Consider the following 16,226-nt stretch of genomic DNA (forward strand, 5'->3'; position numbering starts at 1 on the left):
GGCCAAGCAGCTATCAATAACCGGCGTCGGCGTCAGCCACGTCGTCGGCTTTGGCATCGGCTGCAGCAGCCTTGCCCGCTTCGGCAACAACACCCGCCTTGAGCAGCTTCTCGCGAATCTGCTTCTCGATCTCGGCACCAATGGCCGGGTTCTCTTGCAGGTACTTGGCTGCGTTAGCCTTGCCTTGGCCGATCTTGTTGCCCTGGTAGGCATACCAGGCTCCCGACTTCTCGACCAACCCTTGAGCAACGCCCAGGTCAATGATTTCGCCGTTACGGTAGATACCCTTACCGTAAAGAATCTGGAACTCAGCCTGACGGAACGGCGGCGAGACCTTGTTCTTGACGATTTTGACGCGGGTTTCGCTGCCGACGACTTCGTCGCCTTCCTTGACTGCACCAGTACGACGGATGTCCAGGCGCACCGAGGCGTAGAACTTCAGGGCGTTACCACCGGTGGTGGTTTCCGGGCTGCCGAACATCACACCGATCTTCATACGGATCTGGTTGATGAAGATGACCAGGCAGTTGGCGTTCTTGATGTTACCGGTGATCTTGCGCAGCGCCTGGGACATCAGACGGGCCTGGAGGCCAACGTGCATGTCACCCATCTCGCCTTCGATTTCTGCCTTGGGCACCAGGGCGGCCACGGAGTCGACGATGATTACGTCAACGGCGTTGGAACGCACCAGCATGTCGGTAATTTCCAGCGCCTGCTCGCCGGTATCCGGCTGCGAAACCAGCAGGTCGTCGACGTTGACGCCCAGTTTGCCGGCGTACTCTGGGTCGAGAGCGTGCTCGGCGTCGACGAAGGCGCAGGTGGCGCCGCTTTTCTGGGCTTCGGCGATGACCGACAGGGTCAGTGTGGTTTTACCCGAAGACTCCGGGCCATAGATCTCGACGATACGGCCTTTTGGCAGGCCGCCGATGCCCAGAGCGATGTCCAGGCCCAGGGAGCCGGTAGAAATGGCCGGAATGCCGGTGCGCTCGTGATCGCCCATGCGCATGACCGCGCCTTTGCCGAATTGGCGTTCGATCTGACCCAGGGCCGCAGCCAAGGCGCGCTTCTTGTTGTCGTCCATTGAAATCCTCACGTGTTCGACTTGGCCCTGATGGCCGGAATACCTGTATAAGTAGCCAGTATTATTCCACAGGGAAGCGTTTGAGCAAACCCCTGTCGTCGATTTACTCGGCACCAAGCTGTAACAAGCCGTCTAACGCGGCGATCACCGTCTGTCGGCGCACTGCTTCACGGTCGCCGTCGAAGTGGCGACGCTCACTGCTCACGTGACTGCCATCGGCCCATGCCAGCCACACGGTACCGACCGGTTTGGCCGGCGAGCCACCGTCGGGCCCGGCCACGCCACTGACTGCCACGGCAAAACGCGCACCGCTGGCCGCCTGGGCGCCGCGAACCATGGCTTCGACCACCTCCTGGCTGACTGCACCGACTTGGGCGAACAACGGTTCTGGGACCCCAAGCTGGCGAGTCTTCTGGGCGTTGGAGTAGGTGACATAGCCTGCCTCGAACCAGGCGGAGCTGCCAGGTACGCGGGTGATGGCTTCGGCGATGCCGCCGCCGGTGCAAGATTCGGCGGTGGTGACCTGGGCGCTGAAGCGGCGCAGGTGTTCGCCCAGCCGGGCGGAGAGAACGGTGATCGGGTCCATGGGCAACTCCTGGAAGAGGCTGAGCGACACCCTAGCATTTGAGGGGGCTGATCGGGACAGGCATTGTTCTACCCATGCTCAAACTTTCGCACGCACATCCTCCTGGTCATTCATCGCTCGACGCGGTGCCACGCAAGCCCAGCCGCCTGATCGCCCAGCACTCATAAAGACGCATGGCCACATCGGCTCCACCTACCGCGGTCAGGCAACCAAATGCGCTGGCCGCCCAGATCGACAGGCCGCTGGCATACAGCAACATCACCGTCGAAACTCCGCAGACGATACAGGCGCCGGAGCGCAGCGCCAGCCGTCGCAGCAGCGACCAACCGGTGGCGCCCGCCTTGTCGGCCCGCCACATTTCGCCGCTGAGGCCGCCCAGCGATGCCAGGACGATTACCAGCCAGAGCGGCATCTCCAGTAACACTTGTTGCTCGTTCGTCACTGTCCTGTCTCCTGTGTAACAAAGGCTCAGTCCGCCTCGAGATACAAGCTATGCGTTAACGCATATCCAGTCAATGCATTTATTCATTTAACTGTAGGCATGACTTTGCTGATACGCATGAGTGCTTTTGCTCATCAGGCTGTAGGGCTTTTCTCCAGACGAAAAAAAACCGCCGAAGCGGGTTTTCTTGAAAAAGGCCTGGTCAGCGGGCGTACATGCCCCACCAGAACACATGCCCGAGCAAGCTGATCTGCTCTTCCTGCAGCTGCTGAAAGCTGTAGTCTTCATCAGGGTGTTCGTCGCGATTGAAGCTGCGCAGGCGAATACCGGTGGGCAGCCGATACACCTGCTTCACCCGCAATTGACCATTGTGGTTGATGGCGTAGAGATCACCATCGATGATGTCACCGATCGAACACTTGCCGGTGTTGACCCCGACCGTCGCCCCGTCGCGCAGTACCGGCAGCATGCTGTTACCGCGCACGGTCACGCATTTGGCCTGGTCGAACTGCACGCCGTTATGGCGCAGGCTGCGCTTGCCAAAGCGCAGGCGGGCACGCTCGCTTTCCTCGATGACGAACCTTCCTGATCCTGCTGCCAATTCGACCTCACGAAGAAAGGGTACTGACACCTCGTCGTCCTCGACGGGCGTTTCATCGTCCCACAGGCTGATGTCGCTGAGGTCCGCATGGCCGCGGGCCGGCAATGCGGCTTCGCGTGAGGCGCCAAGCTCGGCGCGGCCGCGCAGCTGTTCGGTGTTGACGCCGAAATAGTCGGCAATTTTCGACACGTGCCTATCCGAGGGATCGACGATCTTCTCGCTGAGGATCCGCGACAGGGTGGATTGAGGCACGCCCGTGCGCCGGTGCAGCTCTGTGGGGGACAGGCCGTGGCGGGCGAGCAACTCTCTGAGTACGGTGGCTACATTGCGTTTTTGCATAGCATGCATAATGCAGCGCCGCCGCAGGAAATGCAATTCATGCAGCCGGGGCGCGAGGGCACTTGCCCGCCGCCTGCATCTCGGCCAAAAAGCCTGTACCATTGCCGGTTTTACAATCGCCAACCAGATCCCCGCTGTAAGGCCCTGAATGTCTGATCTTTCCGCACACACCCCAATGATGCAGCAGTACTGGAAGCTGAAAAACCAGCACCCGGACCAGCTGATGTTCTACCGCATGGGCGACTTTTACGAAATCTTCTACGAAGATGCGAAAAAAGCCGCAAAACTGCTGGATATCACCCTGACAGCCCGTGGCCAGTCAGCCGGCCAGTCGATCCCCATGTGCGGAATTCCGTTCCACTCGCTGGAAGGCTACCTGGCCAAGCTGGTCAAGCTCGGCGAGTCGGTGGTGATCTGCGAGCAGATCGGTGACCCCGCCACCAGCAAGGGCCCGGTAGAGCGTCAGGTGGTGCGCATCATCACCCCGGGCACGGTCAGCGACGAAGCGTTGCTCGACGAGCGCCGCGACAACCTGATTGCCGCACTGCTGGGGGATGAGCGCCTGTTTGGCCTGGCGGTGCTGGATATCACCAGCGGCAATTTCAGCGTGCAAGAAATCAAGGGCTGGGAAAACCTGCTGGCCGAGCTTGAACGCATCAACCCTGTCGAGCTGCTGATCCCCGACGACTGGCCACGCGACCTGCCGGCCGAGAAGCGTCCGGGCGCACGCCGACGAGCCCCTTGGGACTTCGACCGCGACTCGGCACGCAAGGCTCTGTGCCAGCAGTTCGCAACCAAAGACCTCAAGGGCTTTGGTTGCGACAAGCTGACCCTGGCCATCGGCGCCGCCGGCTGCCTGCTGACCTACGCCAAGGAAACCCAACGCACCGCCCTGCCCCACCTGCGCAGCTTGCGCCACGAGCGCCTGGACGACACCGTGATCCTCGACGGGGCCAGCCGCCGCAACCTGGAGCTGGACATCAACCTGGCAGGTGGTCGCGACAATACCTTGCAGTCGGTGATCGATCGCTGCCAGACCGCAATGGCCAGCCGCCTGCTGACCCGGTGGCTGAACCGCCCGCTGCGCGACCTCAAGGTCTTGCAGGCGCGCCAGGATTCGATTCGCTGCCTGCTCGATGGCTACCGCTTCGAGAAACTGCAGCCGCAGCTCAAGGAAATTGGCGATATCGAGCGGATCCTCGCCCGTATCGGCCTGCGCAATGCCCGCCCGCGCGACCTGGCGCGCCTGCGTGATGCCCTCGGCGCCCTGCCCGAACTGCAGAACGCCATGGCTGAGCTGGAAGCCCCACACCTGGCGCGCCTGGCGGCCATCACCGGCACCTACCCGGAGCTGGCCAGCCTGCTGGAGCGGGCGATCATCGACAACCCGCCAGCAGTGATCCGCGACGGCGGCGTACTCAAGGCCGGCTATGACAACGAGCTGGACGATCTGCTGGCGATCAGCGAGAACGCCGGCCAGTTCCTGATCGACCTTGAAGCCCGCGAGAAGGCCCGCACCGGTCTTGCCAACCTGAAAGTCGGCTACAACCGCGTGCATGGCTACTTCATCGAGCTGCCGACCAAGCAAGCCGAACAGGCCCCGGGCGACTACATTCGTCGCCAGACCCTCAAAGGGGCCGAGCGTTTCATCACGCCGGAGCTCAAGGCTTTCGAGGACAAGGCGCTGTCGGCCAAGAGCCGCGCCCTGGCCCGCGAAAAAATGCTGTACGACGCGTTGCTCGAGACCCTCATCAGCCACCTTGCACCGCTGCAGGACAGCGCCGCTGCGCTGGCCGAGCTGGACGTGCTGAGCAACCTTGCCGAGCGGGCGCTCAACCTGGACCTTAACTGCCCCCGTTTCGTCGACGAACCTTGCCTGCGCATCGATCAGGGGCGTCACCCGGTGGTCGAACAGGTACTGACCACGCCGTTCGTAGCCAACGACCTGGGCCTGGACAACAGCACCCGGATGCTGATCATCACCGGCCCGAACATGGGTGGTAAATCCACCTACATGCGCCAGACCGCACTGATCGTGCTGATGGCGCACATCGGCAGTTTCGTTCCGGCGGCCAGTTGCGAACTGTCGTTGGTCGATCGCATCTTCACCCGTATCGGCTCCAGCGACGATCTGGCTGGCGGTCGTTCGACGTTCATGGTCGAGATGAGCGAAACCGCCAACATTCTGCACAACGCCACTGACCGCAGCCTGGTGCTGATGGACGAAGTCGGCCGTGGCACCAGCACCTTCGACGGCTTGTCGCTGGCCTGGGCGGCTGCAGAGCGCCTGGCGCAGCTGCGTGCATACACGCTGTTCGCCACACACTACTTCGAGCTGACCGTACTGCCGGAAAGCGAACCACTGGTGGCGAACGTGCACCTGAACGCTACCGAACACAACGAGCGCATCGTGTTCCTGCACCATGTGCTGCCTGGCCCCGCCAGCCAGAGCTACGGCCTGGCCGTGGCGCAACTGGCAGGCGTGCCGTCGCCGGTCATCCAGCGGGCGCGCGAGCACCTGGGCCGGCTGGAGACCAGCAGCCTGCCCCACGAACAACCCGTGTCGAACAAAGCCAAGGGCGAGCCACAAGCACCGCACCAGAGCGACCTGTTCGCCAGCCTGCCACACCCGGCCATCGAGAAGCTGGGCAAGCTGGAGCTGGACGACATGACCCCGCGTCAAGCTATCGAAATGCTATATCAACTAAAGAACCTGTTATAACGGCGGGCACTACAAGCTGGTAGAATCCGCCGCGGTTTGCTGGTGCTGCAGGTTATTAGCCTGGCCTGCAGCCACATGCCCGTAAACCGCGCGGCCCTGAGAGGAAGGGCCGCCGCCGTTGCCTGAGGAGAGAACTAGAAATGACCTTCGTCGTCACCGACAACTGCATCAAATGCAAATACACCGACTGCGTGGAAGTCTGTCCGGTGGACTGCTTCTACGAAGGCCCGAACTTCCTGGTCATTCACCCGGACGAGTGCATCGACTGCGCACTGTGCGAGCCTGAATGCCCGGCCCAGGCCATCTTCTCGGAAGACGAAGTGCCTGCGGGCATGGAGAACTTCCTTGAGCTCAATGCCGAGCTGGCGGAGATCTGGCCGAACATCACCGAGCGTAAGGATGCCCTGCCTGACGCCGAAGAGTGGGATGGCAAGCCTGGCAAGATCGCCGATCTGGAACGTTAATCGCCCAGATACGAAAAAGGCCCACAACGGGCCTTTTTCATTTTTTGCGGGCAAAAAAAGGGGCGGTTTGACCCGCCCACATTTTTTCCGTAGTCCCTGCTTGTCCTAAACATCGTCCTGATGAATCGCGTCTTGCGATGTCCTTGGCGTTCTTCCTGAACGCCTGTGCATGTCCGTGTGCACAGTTCGAATACTAGCGACTTCCGCAGCGCAGGCAACCGCGAACCCTCACAAGACATTACCGGGGACACATTTCCACAAATCTGAAAAGTTCAATTATTTCAGTTAGTTGAGAAAAAAACAGATCTGGAAACGACAATGATTTACTGGCCTTTACGTGTATGGCTTACACAACAAGTAAGCAAAGGCTTACACGCAGTGCATCAGGGGTAGCAAGTTACACATTGATCACCCCCAGATAATTGCCAGCCGCTCTGGCCTGCGCATAAAAAAACGCCCCGAGGTCATCAGGGCGTTTTTGCATACCGGCATGCAGTGCTTACTGGAACAGCGACTCACTGGACAGGCCATTCTTCTCCAGGATCTCACGCAGGCGCTTGAGCCCCTCTACCTGAATCTGCCGCACTCGCTCGCGGGTAAGGCCGATTTCCAGGCCTACATCCTCCAAGGTGCTGCTTTCATGCCCGCGCAGACCAAAACGGCGTACCACCACTTCGCGCTGCTTGTCGGTGAGCTCGCCCAGCCACTGGTCGATGCTCTGTGACAGGTCGTCATCCTGCAGCAGCTCGCACGGGTCGGTAGGACGATCGTCGGTGAGTGTATCGAGCAGGGTCTTGTCCGAATCTGGCCCGAGCGAAACATCCACCGACGATACCCGCTCGTTAAGACCAAGCATGCGCTTGACCTCGGCAACGGGTTTTTCCAGCAGGGTGGCGATCTCTTCAGGGGAAGGTTCGTGGTCGAGCTTTTGGGTCAACTCCCGCGCGGCACGCAGGTAGACGTTGAGCTCCTTGACCACGTGGATCGGCAGACGAATGGTGCGGGTCTGGTTCATGATCGCCCGCTCGATGGTCTGGCGGATCCACCACGTCGCATAGGTCGAGAAACGGAAACCGCGCTCCGGGTCGAACTTCTCGACTGCACGAATCAAACCCAGGTTCCCCTCCTCGATGAGATCGAGCAAGGACAGGCCGCGGTTCACGTAACGACGGGCGATTTTCACAACCAGGCGCAGGTTGCTTTCGATCATGCGCTTGCGCCCGGCTGGGTCACCCTTCTGCGACAGCCGCGCGAAGTGCACTTCCTCTTCCGGTGAAAGCAGAGGCGAGAAACCGATCTCGTTGAGATACAACTGGGTGGCATCGAGCGCCCGGCTGTAATCGATGTATTTATGCTGCTTGAGCGTAGAGCCTGACTTGGCCCTGGTCCGAACCGACGGTACAGCAGGTTCGTCTGACACCACATCCGTTTCCAAAACGATGCCCGTCTCCATCAGGAGAACGTCATCGTCGATGTCAAACTCCGGCGCTTCTTTATTGAGAGCCATTGTTATAGTCCTTTGCTGAGTTCGAACTCAGACTCGAGCGGCGCCTGCATCCCTGGCATCGCTGGAGCCTCTCCCCTCTACTTCAGAGGAACAGGCCGGGGACAACAATCAACGCCGTGGCAGGAACTGGAGAGGATCGACGGGTTTGCCCTGGCGGCGAATCTCGAAATGCAGCTTCACCCGATCAGTGCCCGTGGACCCCATTTCAGCAATCGACTGCCCTGCCTTGACCTTCTGCCCCTCCCGAACCAACAGCCTGCGGTTGTGACCGTAGGCACTGACGTAGGTATCGCTGTGCTTGATGATGATCAGTTCGCCGTAGCCCCGCAAGCCACTCCCGGCGTAGACCACCGCACCATCAGACGCAGCAAAAACAGGCTGTCCCAAATCACCGGCGATATCAATGCCTTTATTCAAACTACCGTTTGAAGCGAATTTTCCAATCAGCACGCCATTTGCAGGCCAGGTCCAACCGCCCACCGCGCGCTCTGCGGCGGGCACCGTGGTAACGACCGGCGTAGGCGTGGTTCGCGTTGTTGGCGTCGTTTTCCCGCCGCTGGCGGGCGCCGTGATAGGTTTTCCAACGGGGCGACGAATGACCGTCGTCCTGCTCGAAGAAGAGGGGCTGGACACCACCGTGGTACTGCCGGTAGCGCCGCTGCTGAAGCGGATCGCCTGGCCAGGCCGGATGGTGTACGGGGCAGCGATGCCATTGCGTGCGGCGAGCTCCTTGTAGTCCCAGCCGTAGCGAAACGCAATGGAGAACAGCGTATCGCCAGGTTTGACCACATACTGCCCGGAGGTCACGGTCGGCCGCTTGGGCGCCGCATTGCTGCGGTCGACCACGCGTGCGCCGCCCGAGCCGGTGCTGGAGCAACCCGTCAGCAGGGCGCCCATGGCCAGTGCAATCACCAGAAGCTTGAAACCCAACCAATCCTTGCGCTGCCGAATGACTGTATGCCCCACCCGCGCTCCCCTCATGGTGCCGAAAATCGAAAATACGGAAAGAAATGCAATAATGTTGCAATTATAACCGAGCGCCACTGCATTGGCAGGCTCGGTGCACAGGCTCAGTAAAGAGCCGGGATGCCCCGCCAGATAGACAGGGCGATGCGGCAAGAATTCGTCACCACCTCAAATATTCCCAGCAGCTCAAGCCACCGGGCCATTGAGCAGCGGTACAAAGCGCACAGCGCCCAGTACACGGCGAGAGAAGCCCTGCTCCTCACGCACGATAAGCATCAACTGCTGGACTTCACCAGCAGGGCCTACCGGGATGACCATTCGCCCACCAGGAGCCAGCTGGTCGAGCAGTGCCTGCGGCACTTCCGGCGCCACGGCGGTAACGATGATGCCGTTGTAGGGGGCCAGCGCCTGCCAGCCGTCGCACCCATCCCCCCAGCGGAACACCACGTTGCGCAGGTTCAATTCGACCAGGCGTTCCTTGGCTCGGTCCTGCAGGACCTTGATGCGCTCCACCGAGAACACCCGCTCCACCAGTTGGGCAAGGATGGCCGTCTGGTAACCGGAGCCGGTACCGATCTCCAGCACCTTGTCCAGCGGCCCTGCCTCCAGTAGCAGCTCACTCATGTGTGCGACCATGAATGGCTGGGAGATGGTCTGGTTGTGCCCGATCGGCAGCGCGGTGTCTTCGTAGGCGCGGTGGGCCAGGGCCTCATCGACGAACAGATGGCGCGGCGTACGGCGGATGGCATCGAGCACCTTGGGGTTCGATACACCCTCTTCGCACAAGCGCTGGATCAGGCGCTCGCGGGTACGCTGGGAGGTCATGCCGATACCTCGGCGCTGCAGATCGTCCTGTTCGCGCATCAGAGCACGCCCTCCAGCCAACCGTGGAGCTGCTCGAAGGCATCGTTGAAGGTGCGGTCCAGTTGCAGCGGGGTGATCGACACGTAACCTTGCATCACCGCGTGGAAGTCGGTACCCGGCCCACCGTCCTCGGCATCACCGGCCACGGCGATCCAGTAGCCTTCCTTGCCGCGCGGGTTGACCACCTTGGTCGGTGCCGCCGCCCGCGCCCGGTGACCGAGACGGGTGACCTGTATGCCACGGATGTGCTCCAGCGGCAGGTTGGGAATATTGACGTTGAGGACCGTACGCGGCGGCAGTTCCAGGCGTGACTGCGCCTCAACCAGCCGGCGGGCGATGAACGCTGCAGTCGGCAGGTTGTCGGGCAGACGCGACAGTAACGAGAATGCCAACGACGTACCGCCGAGAAAGCGCCCCTCCAACGCGGCAGCGACCGTGCCGGAATAGATCACGTCATCCCCCAGGTTGGCACCGAGGTTGATCCCCGAGACAACCATGTCCGGTGTTTCCGGCAACAGGCCATTGAGCCCCAGGTGCACGCAATCGGTGGGCGTGCCATTGAGGCTGATGAAACCGTTGGCCAGGGTTTGCGGGTGCAACGGCCGGTCCAGCGTCAGCGAACTGCCGGCGCCGCTCTTGTCTTGATCCGGGGCGATCACCACGCACTCGGCATAATCCACCAGCGCACCGTGGAGCGCGGCGAGGCCAGGTGCCGTAACACCGTCGTCATTCGAAATCAGAATACGCATGGGCTGTCCGTCTGCCCTGCCGGCACCAGATCGACGAGTTCGCGCACCACCACGGTGGCGAAGCATCCGGCCGGAAGGACGAATTCCAGTTGCAGGATATCAGGCTCGGGATAATGCCACGTCAGGCCGCCAATAGGGAGCCGCAGGATGCGCCGTTCGTGACTCATGCCTGCATTGGCCAGCCATTGGCACAGCAATGCATGCTGCTGACCTATCGCCGTCTCCAGCGTCAAGGCCGCGCCGGCCGCTGGAGACGGGCCCTCGCCCCACATCGGGCCGGTGGGATGCAAATCCAGAATGGCCAGGCGAGGATCTGAACATTCCTGTTCACCCGCCGAAAAAAAACTGCGGCTATCGGTGAATGCCAACAGGTCACCAACTTGGGCCCGCTGCCAACTGCCGTCGGCAACGCGAGCGGCCAGGACCTGGTTGAACAGGTAGCTGCGGGCAGCCGAGAGCAGCCGCGAACGCACGTTGCGCTGCTCGGGCAGGGCCTTGAGGGCAGCCCAGTGCTGGGCATCCTGGACATTGCCGCCGCCATGCCCGAAACGCTGGCCGCCGAAGTAGTTCGGCACACCCTGCTGTTTGAGCGTCTGCAGGCGGGCATCGAGGGCAGCATGATCAGCCGCCAGCGCCGTAAGGCGCAGGGTGAAGCCATTGGCCGAATGGGCGCCGCGCTGCAGTTTGCGCTGGTGACGCACCTGCTTGAGCACACGCAGGGTGGCATCTTCGGCACGCGACAGGTCGGGGTCTGCCTTGCCAGGCAGGTGCAGGCTGAACCACTGGCGCGTCAGGGCCTGGCGGTCCTTGAGGCCGGCGTAGCTGATCGAGCGCACCGGCACACCAGCGGCTCGCGCCAGGCGGCGGGCAGCTTCCTCAGTGTTGAGGTCGCGCTTCTCAACCCACAACCATAGATGCTCGCCCTGGCCCGAAAGCGGAATGTCCAGCACCTCATCGACCTGGAAGTCTTCGGCCACAGCCTTGAGTATCGCAGTGCCCAGGGGTTGGCCCGATGCGCGCGGGCCCAGCAGTTCCAGTTCGGTCATGCTGGCAGCAGCAGGGCGACCGCGTGCACGGCGATACCCTCCTCGCGGCCGGTGAAACCGAGTTTCTCGGTGGTAGTGGCCTTGACGTTGACCTGGTCGAGTTCGACCTGCAGGTCCTCGGCGATCCGTTGGCGCATGGTTTCGATATGCGGAGCCATTTTCGGCGCCTGGGCAACGATGGTGGCGTCGACATTACCGACTTTCCAGCCTTTGGCCTGGACAATGCCGACCACATGGCGCAGCAGCACGCGACTGTCGGCGCCCTTGAATTGCGGGTCCGTATCGGGGAAGTGCTTGCCGATGTCACCCAGACCCGCCGCGCCAAGCAAGGCATCGCTCAGGGCATGCAGCAGCACGTCACCGTCGGAGTGGGCCAGGAGGCCGTATTTGTGGGGGATACGCACCCCACCCAGGGTAATGAAATCACCGTCGCAAAAACGGTGCACATCGTAGCCGTGGCCAATACGCATAGAAAAACGCCCTGATTGAGTCAGGGCGTGATTCTACCTTCATTTGGAGCTGCAAGCTGCAAGCTGCAAGCCACAAGCAAAAAGCAGGCGTTGTGCTGCCCGCACTTTCTTGCGGCTTGAAGCTTGCAGCGTGTAGCTGCAGCCCTACCCCCGGCCAAGTGCCACTGCGTGATGGCGCAGGTGCTCATCGATGAAGCTGGCGATGAAGTAATAGCTATGGTCATAGCCAGGTTGCAGGCGCAGGCTCAGCGCATGCCCCCCTTTGCGGGCCGCCTGCTCCAGCGCTTCAGGCTTGAGCTGCTTGGCAAGGAAGTCGTCACGGTCGCCCTGATCCACCAGCAACGGCGGGCATTCGCCCGCTGGCGTCTCGGCAAGCAGCACACTGGCATCCCACTCGCGCCAGCGCGCCCGGTCTTCACCCAGATAACGGCTGAAGGCCTTTTCACCCCAAGGGCAATCCATCGGATTGCTGATCGGCGAGAACGCCGACACAGAGCGGTAGCGCCCCGGGTTGCGCAGGGCGCAGACCAGCGCGCCGTGCCCACCCATGGAGTGGCCACTGATGCTGCGCTGATCCGAGGCCGGGAAGTGCGCCTCGATCAGCTCTGGCAGCTCCTGGACCACATAGTCGTGCATGCGGTAGTGCTTCGCCCAAGGCTGCTGGGTGGCATTGAGGTAGAAGCCGGCGCCAAGGCCGAAGTCCCAGGCGCCGTCAGGGTCGCCCGGCACCTGCTCGCCACGCGGGCTGGTATCGGGCGCGACGATGATCAGGCCAAGCTCGGCGGCCAGGCGCTGGGCGCCGGCCTTCTGCATGAAGTTCTCGTCGGTGCACGTCAGGCCGCTGAGCCAGTACAGCACTGGCAGCTTTTCGCCCTGTTCGGCCTGCGGCGGCAGGTAAACGGCGAACACCATGTCGCAACCCAGCACCTTGGAGTGATGCCGGTAGCGCTTGTGCCAGCCGCCGAAGCTTTTCTGGCAGGAGATGTTATCCAGGCTCATGGCTCACCTCAGAAGTGGATCACGCTGCGGATGCTCTTGCCTTCATGCATCAGGTCGAACGCCTTGTTGATATCTTCAAGGCCCATGGTATGCGTGATGAAGGTGTCCAGCGGAATCTCGCCCTTCTCGGACATTTCCACGTAGCTTGGCAGTTCGGTACGGCCGCGCACGCCACCGAAGGCAGAACCGCGCCAGACGCGACCGGTCACCAGCTGGAACGGGCGAGTGGCGATTTCCTGGCCGGCACCGGCGACACCGATGATCACCGACTCACCCCAACCCTTGTGGCAGCACTCCAGGGCCGCGCGCATCAGTTGCACGTTGCCGATACATTCGAACGAAAAGTCCACGCCGCCATCGGTAAGGTCGACGATCACTTCCTGGATCGGGCGATCGTAATCCTTCGGGTTGATGCAGTCGGTGGCGCCCAGTTGACGGGCGATCTCGAACTTGGCCGGGTTGATGTCGATGGCGATAATGCGCGATGCCTTGGCTTTGACTGCGCCTATGACCGCCGACAGGCCGATACCGCCCAGGCCGAAGATGGCCACTGTGTCACCCGGCTTGACCTTGGCAGTGTTGAGCACCGCACCGATACCGGTGGTCACGCCGCAACCGAGCAGGCAGACCTTTTCCAGCGGCGCTTGCTTCTGGATCTTGGCGACGGAGATTTCCGGCAGCACGGTGTACTCGGAGAACGTCGAGGTGCCCATGTAGTGGAACAGCTGCTGGCCCTTGTACGAGAAACGAGTGGTGCCGTCCGGCATCAACCCCTTGCCCTGGGTGGCACGTATGGCCTGGCACAGGTTGGTCTTGCCCGAGCGGCAGAATTTGCACTGACCACACTCAGGGGTATACAGCGGGATCACGTGATCGCCGACCGCCACGGAGGTGACGCCCTCACCTACCGCCTCGACGATCGCGCCACCTTCATGGCCCAGAATCGACGGGAAGATACCTTCCGGGTCGGCACCCGAGAGGGTATAGGCGTCAGTGTGGCAAACACCGCTGGCCACAACACGCAGCAGGACTTCGCCAGCCTTGGGCATGGCCACGTCCACTTCGACGATTTCCAGGGGTTTCTTGGCCTCGAAGGCTACAGCGGCACGGGACTTGATCATCAAAGGTCTCCAGTCAGAGGGTCAGTTCAGACATGCAGTGTAATTCAGCTTGTTTTGATGAATAATCGTGACGAAGACAAAACATTATTGCCGTACAGGGACAATCAATGAGCAGCCGCTGGGAGGGTATCGATGAATTCGTAGCCGTGGCCGAATCGGGCCAATTCACGGCCGCTGCCGAGCGCATGGGCGTATCGTCGTCGCACATAAGCCGGCAGATCGCCCGCCTTGAGGAGCGTTTGCAAACCCGCCTGCTGTATCGCAGCACGCGTCGCGTGACCCTGAGTGAGGCCGGGCAGACATTCCTGCAACATTGCCAACGCCTGCAGGATGGCCGTGAAGAAGCACTGCGTGCCATGGGCGACTTGGCCAGCGAACCCAAGGGGCTATTGCGCATGACCTGTGCTGTGGCTTATGGCGAGCGCTTCATCGTGCCGCTGGTGACGCGCTTCATGGCGCTGTATCCACAGTTGCGGGTCGAGGTGGAGTTGAGCAACCGCACGCTGGACCTGCTGCACGAAGGCATGGACCTGGCGATTCGCCTGGGGCGGCTTGCCGATTCGAGGTTGGTGGCGACGCGCCTGGCGCCACGGCGCATGTACCTGTGCGCTTCACCCGCCTACCTTGAGCGCTACGGCCGTCCACACAGCCTGTCGGAACTGGCCCGGCACAACTGCCTGGTGGGCAGCACGGACCTGTGGGCGTTGCAACAGGACGGGCGCGAGATCAGCCAGCGGGTGCAGGGCAACTGGCGGTGCAACAGTGGCCAGGCGGTGCTGGATGCCGCTTTGCTGGGAATGGGGCTGTGCCAGTTGCCGGATTACTACGTACTGGAACACCTCAACAGCGGCGCGCTAGTGTCGCTGCTGGAGGCGCATCAGCCGCCCAATACGGCGGTGTGGGCGCTGTATCCGCAGCAGCGGCACTTGTCGCCCAAGGTTCGGCGGCTGGTGGATTATCTGAAGGAGGGGTTGGCGGGGATGCCGGAGTACCGAATGGTCTGACAGTTTAGCGGGTCCGCTTTGCGGCCCAATCGCCGGCAAGCCGGCTCCCACTGGGTTTGCGCTGAACTTGAGAGCAGCTGGGTAACCTGTGGCCGGCTTGCCGGCGATTGGGCCGCGAGACGGACCCGGCAATCTCAGCGGCGCCCTGACCAACGCTGGCGCAGCCACTCCAGGTCTTCCGGGCGGGTCACCTTGATGTTGTCGCTGCGCCCTTCGATCAGCCGCGGAGCCTGGCCGGACCATTCGATGGCTGAAGCTTCATCGGTAACCACCACATCGGACACCAGACACTCGGCCAAGGCCCGATGCAAAGCCCCCAGGCGGAACATTTGAGGCGTAAAGGCCTGCCAGATGGTACTGCGATCCACGGTGGCGCTGACCCGGCCATTGGCATCGGCGCGCTTTAGCGTGTCACGCGCAGGCACCGCCAGCAGCCCTCCTACAGGGTCATCAGCCAACTGCGACAACAGACGGTCAAGATCCGCGCGTGCCAGGTTCGGACGCGCCGCATCGTGCACCAACACCCAGTCAGTGTCCGCCGCACCTTGGGCATGCAACAGCAACAAGGCATTGAGCACCGAGTCGGCGCGCTCACGCCCACCTGACGCACGCTGGATGCGGGGGTCGCTGGCGCAGCGCAAGCCAGGCCAGTAAGGATCATCCGCAGCAATGCTGACCACCACGCCCTTGAGCGCCGGATGGCCAAGAAAACAGTCGAGGCTATGCTCGAGAAGGGTCTGCCCACCCAATTGCAAATACTGCTTCGGGCGGTCGGCAGCCATGCGGGCACCAACACCCGCAGCAGGAATCACGGCCCAGAAGGCCGGTAGGGTTTCGATCATTTTTGCGGCAGCTGGAAGAGGGTTTCACCCTCTTTGACCATCCCCAATTCGTGACGAGCCCGTTCTTCAACGGTCTCCATACCTTTTTTCAATTCCAGGACCTCGGCATAGAGCACGCGGTTACGCTCCAGCAGCCGCTCGTTCTCGGCATGCTGCTCGTCGATCTGCTGCTTGAGCTCAGCCACTTGCGCCAGGCTGCCGTTACCCACCCACAGGCGGTACTGCAGGCCACCAAGCAGCAGGAGCAGGACAAGGAACAACCAATAGGGACTGCGCATCAAGGTATCCAGGTTAAAAAGACCGCCGCGAACAGGCAGACCTCAAATAGCACGAAGCCTGGCCGAGGCCAGGCTTCGTCGACAGAAACCCGCATCATGTGTCAGAAATTTCAGTAAGAAAGTTCCGACAGCTTCGGCTGCTGTC

The 16,226-nt window shown here is 61.8% G+C and carries 17 protein-coding genes; 3 read left to right on the forward strand and 14 right to left on the reverse strand.

The genetic code is table 11. The annotated features are described in order from the left end of the window. Window positions 1-13 precede the first annotated feature (13 nt). From recA to NGJ21_RS03745, 4 genes are all read right to left on the reverse strand, one after another. On the reverse strand, window positions 14-1,081 hold the full coding sequence (gene recA / locus NGJ21_RS03730) for a recombinase RecA (RefSeq protein WP_046788327.1): 1,068 nt from the start codon (window positions 1,079-1,081) through the stop codon (window positions 14-16). 103 nt (window positions 1,082-1,184) lie between these two features. Continuing rightward, window positions 1,185-1,667, reverse strand: coding sequence for a CinA family protein (locus NGJ21_RS03735; RefSeq protein WP_012315851.1), 483 nt, complete (start codon window positions 1,665-1,667; stop codon window positions 1,185-1,187). A 106-nt stretch (window positions 1,668-1,773) separates the two neighbouring features. Continuing rightward, window positions 1,774-2,109 carry a phage holin family protein gene (locus tag NGJ21_RS03740; RefSeq protein ID WP_115274050.1) on the reverse strand — a complete coding sequence of 112 codons (336 nt, stop codon included), beginning with the start codon at window positions 2,107-2,109 and terminating at the stop codon, window positions 1,774-1,776. Window positions 2,110-2,311: 202 nt separating this feature from the next. Further along, window positions 2,312-3,058 (reverse strand): S24 family peptidase, encoded by a 747-nt coding sequence (locus NGJ21_RS03745; RefSeq protein ID WP_046788325.1) that lies wholly within the window; start codon window positions 3,056-3,058, stop codon window positions 2,312-2,314. Window positions 3,059-3,197: 139 nt separating this feature from the next. On the opposite strand from NGJ21_RS03745, the gene mutS reads away from it, so the two are divergent. Together mutS and fdxA are read left to right on the forward strand one after the other, a co-directional pair. After that, window positions 3,198-5,771, forward strand: coding sequence for a DNA mismatch repair protein MutS (gene mutS / locus NGJ21_RS03750; RefSeq protein ID WP_046788324.1), 2,574 nt, complete (start codon window positions 3,198-3,200; stop codon window positions 5,769-5,771). Window positions 5,772-5,911: 140 nt separating this feature from the next. After that, window positions 5,912-6,235, forward strand: coding sequence for a ferredoxin FdxA (gene fdxA, locus NGJ21_RS03755; RefSeq protein WP_012315871.1), 324 nt, complete (start codon window positions 5,912-5,914; stop codon window positions 6,233-6,235). Window positions 6,236-6,734: 499 nt separating this feature from the next. On the opposite strand, the gene rpoS is transcribed toward fdxA, so the two are convergent. The 8 genes from rpoS to NGJ21_RS03795 form a co-directional block, all read right to left on the reverse strand. After that, complete coding sequence (gene rpoS / locus NGJ21_RS03760) at window positions 6,735-7,742, reverse strand: RNA polymerase sigma factor RpoS (protein ID WP_012315872.1); 1,008 nt, start codon at window positions 7,740-7,742, stop codon at window positions 6,735-6,737. A gap of 108 nt (window positions 7,743-7,850) precedes the next feature. Continuing rightward, entirely contained in the window at window positions 7,851-8,708 is an 858-nt protein-coding gene (locus NGJ21_RS03765) for a peptidoglycan DD-metalloendopeptidase family protein (RefSeq protein WP_046788323.1), read from the reverse strand. Window positions 8,709-8,894: 186 nt separating this feature from the next. Further along, window positions 8,895-9,533, reverse strand: a complete 639-nt coding sequence (locus tag NGJ21_RS03770) for a protein-L-isoaspartate(D-aspartate) O-methyltransferase (protein ID WP_161872020.1) — start codon at window positions 9,531-9,533, stop codon at window positions 8,895-8,897. A 38-nt stretch (window positions 9,534-9,571) separates the two neighbouring features. Further along, window positions 9,572-10,321, reverse strand: a complete 750-nt coding sequence (gene surE, locus NGJ21_RS03775) for a 5'/3'-nucleotidase SurE (protein WP_039601868.1) — start codon at window positions 10,319-10,321, stop codon at window positions 9,572-9,574. Beyond that, complete coding sequence (gene truD / locus NGJ21_RS03780) at window positions 10,309-11,367, reverse strand: tRNA pseudouridine(13) synthase TruD (protein WP_251961860.1); 1,059 nt, start codon at window positions 11,365-11,367, stop codon at window positions 10,309-10,311. Before truD ends, surE begins: the two co-directional genes overlap by 13 nt. Then, window positions 11,364-11,837 carry a 2-C-methyl-D-erythritol 2,4-cyclodiphosphate synthase gene (gene ispF, locus NGJ21_RS03785; protein ID WP_046788321.1) on the reverse strand — a complete coding sequence of 158 codons (474 nt, stop codon included), beginning with the start codon at window positions 11,835-11,837 and terminating at the stop codon, window positions 11,364-11,366. The genes truD and ispF overlap by 4 nt, the downstream gene beginning before the upstream one ends. A 144-nt stretch (window positions 11,838-11,981) precedes the next feature. Continuing rightward, complete coding sequence (gene fghA, locus NGJ21_RS03790) at window positions 11,982-12,836, reverse strand: S-formylglutathione hydrolase (RefSeq protein ID WP_115274045.1); 855 nt, start codon at window positions 12,834-12,836, stop codon at window positions 11,982-11,984. 8 nt (window positions 12,837-12,844) lie between these two features. Further along, window positions 12,845-13,957 (reverse strand): S-(hydroxymethyl)glutathione dehydrogenase/class III alcohol dehydrogenase, encoded by a 1,113-nt coding sequence (locus NGJ21_RS03795; RefSeq protein ID WP_046788319.1) that lies wholly within the window; start codon window positions 13,955-13,957, stop codon window positions 12,845-12,847. Window positions 13,958-14,064: 107 nt separating this feature from the next. Here NGJ21_RS03795 and NGJ21_RS03800 point away from each other — a divergent pair, with 107 nt between their 5' ends. Further along, window positions 14,065-14,961 carry a LysR substrate-binding domain-containing protein gene (locus tag NGJ21_RS03800; RefSeq protein WP_115274044.1) on the forward strand — a complete coding sequence of 299 codons (897 nt, stop codon included), beginning with the start codon at window positions 14,065-14,067 and terminating at the stop codon, window positions 14,959-14,961. Window positions 14,962-15,095: 134 nt separating this feature from the next. On the opposite strand, the gene ispD is transcribed toward NGJ21_RS03800, so the two are convergent. Next, window positions 15,096-15,803 carry a 2-C-methyl-D-erythritol 4-phosphate cytidylyltransferase gene (gene ispD, locus NGJ21_RS03805; protein WP_174142340.1) on the reverse strand — a complete coding sequence of 236 codons (708 nt, stop codon included), beginning with the start codon at window positions 15,801-15,803 and terminating at the stop codon, window positions 15,096-15,098. Beyond that, window positions 15,800-16,081, reverse strand: coding sequence for a cell division protein FtsB (ftsB, locus tag NGJ21_RS03810; RefSeq protein WP_012315882.1), 282 nt, complete (start codon window positions 16,079-16,081; stop codon window positions 15,800-15,802). The genes ispD and ftsB overlap by 4 nt, the downstream gene beginning before the upstream one ends. Between the last annotated feature and the right edge of the window lie 145 nt (window positions 16,082-16,226).

The sequence above is a fragment of the Pseudomonas sp. Marseille-Q5299 genome, from assembly GCF_943737035.1.
In the GTDB taxonomy this organism is placed as follows: domain Bacteria; phylum Pseudomonadota; class Gammaproteobacteria; order Pseudomonadales; family Pseudomonadaceae; genus Aquipseudomonas; species Aquipseudomonas putida_E.

What these genes read in the sequence shown, in the direction of transcription:
- recA (WP_046788327.1), bottom strand. Translation starts at nt 1,081, where the DNA reads ATGGACGACAACAAGAAGCGCGCCTTGGCTGCGGCCCTGGGTCAGATC.
- NGJ21_RS03735 (WP_012315851.1), bottom strand. Translation starts at nt 1,667, where the DNA reads ATGGACCCGATCACCGTTCTCTCCGCCCGGCTGGGCGAACACCTGCGC.
- NGJ21_RS03745 (WP_046788325.1), bottom strand. Translation starts at nt 3,058, where the DNA reads ATGCATGCTATGCAAAAACGCAATGTAGCCACCGTACTCAGAGAGTTG.
- mutS (WP_046788324.1), top strand. Translation starts at nt 3,198, where the DNA reads ATGTCTGATCTTTCCGCACACACCCCAATGATGCAGCAGTACTGGAAG.
- fdxA (WP_012315871.1), top strand. Translation starts at nt 5,912, where the DNA reads ATGACCTTCGTCGTCACCGACAACTGCATCAAATGCAAATACACCGAC.
- rpoS (WP_012315872.1), bottom strand. Translation starts at nt 7,742, where the DNA reads ATGGCTCTCAATAAAGAAGCGCCGGAGTTTGACATCGACGATGACGTT.
- NGJ21_RS03770 (WP_161872020.1), bottom strand. Translation starts at nt 9,533, where the DNA reads ATGACCTCCCAGCGTACCCGCGAGCGCCTGATCCAGCGCTTGTGCGAA.
- surE (WP_039601868.1), bottom strand. Translation starts at nt 10,321, where the DNA reads ATGCGTATTCTGATTTCGAATGACGACGGTGTTACGGCACCTGGCCTC.
- truD (WP_251961860.1), bottom strand. Translation starts at nt 11,367, where the DNA reads ATGACCGAACTGGAACTGCTGGGCCCGCGCGCATCGGGCCAACCCCTG.
- ispF (WP_046788321.1), bottom strand. Translation starts at nt 11,837, where the DNA reads ATGCGTATTGGCCACGGCTACGATGTGCACCGTTTTTGCGACGGTGAT.
- fghA (WP_115274045.1), bottom strand. Translation starts at nt 12,836, where the DNA reads ATGAGCCTGGATAACATCTCCTGCCAGAAAAGCTTCGGCGGCTGGCAC.
- NGJ21_RS03795 (WP_046788319.1), bottom strand. Translation starts at nt 13,957, where the DNA reads ATGATCAAGTCCCGTGCCGCTGTAGCCTTCGAGGCCAAGAAACCCCTG.
- NGJ21_RS03800 (WP_115274044.1), top strand. Translation starts at nt 14,065, where the DNA reads ATGAGCAGCCGCTGGGAGGGTATCGATGAATTCGTAGCCGTGGCCGAA.
- ispD (WP_174142340.1), bottom strand. Translation starts at nt 15,803, where the DNA reads ATGATCGAAACCCTACCGGCCTTCTGGGCCGTGATTCCTGCTGCGGGT.
- ftsB (WP_012315882.1), bottom strand. Translation starts at nt 16,081, where the DNA reads ATGCGCAGTCCCTATTGGTTGTTCCTTGTCCTGCTCCTGCTGCTTGGT.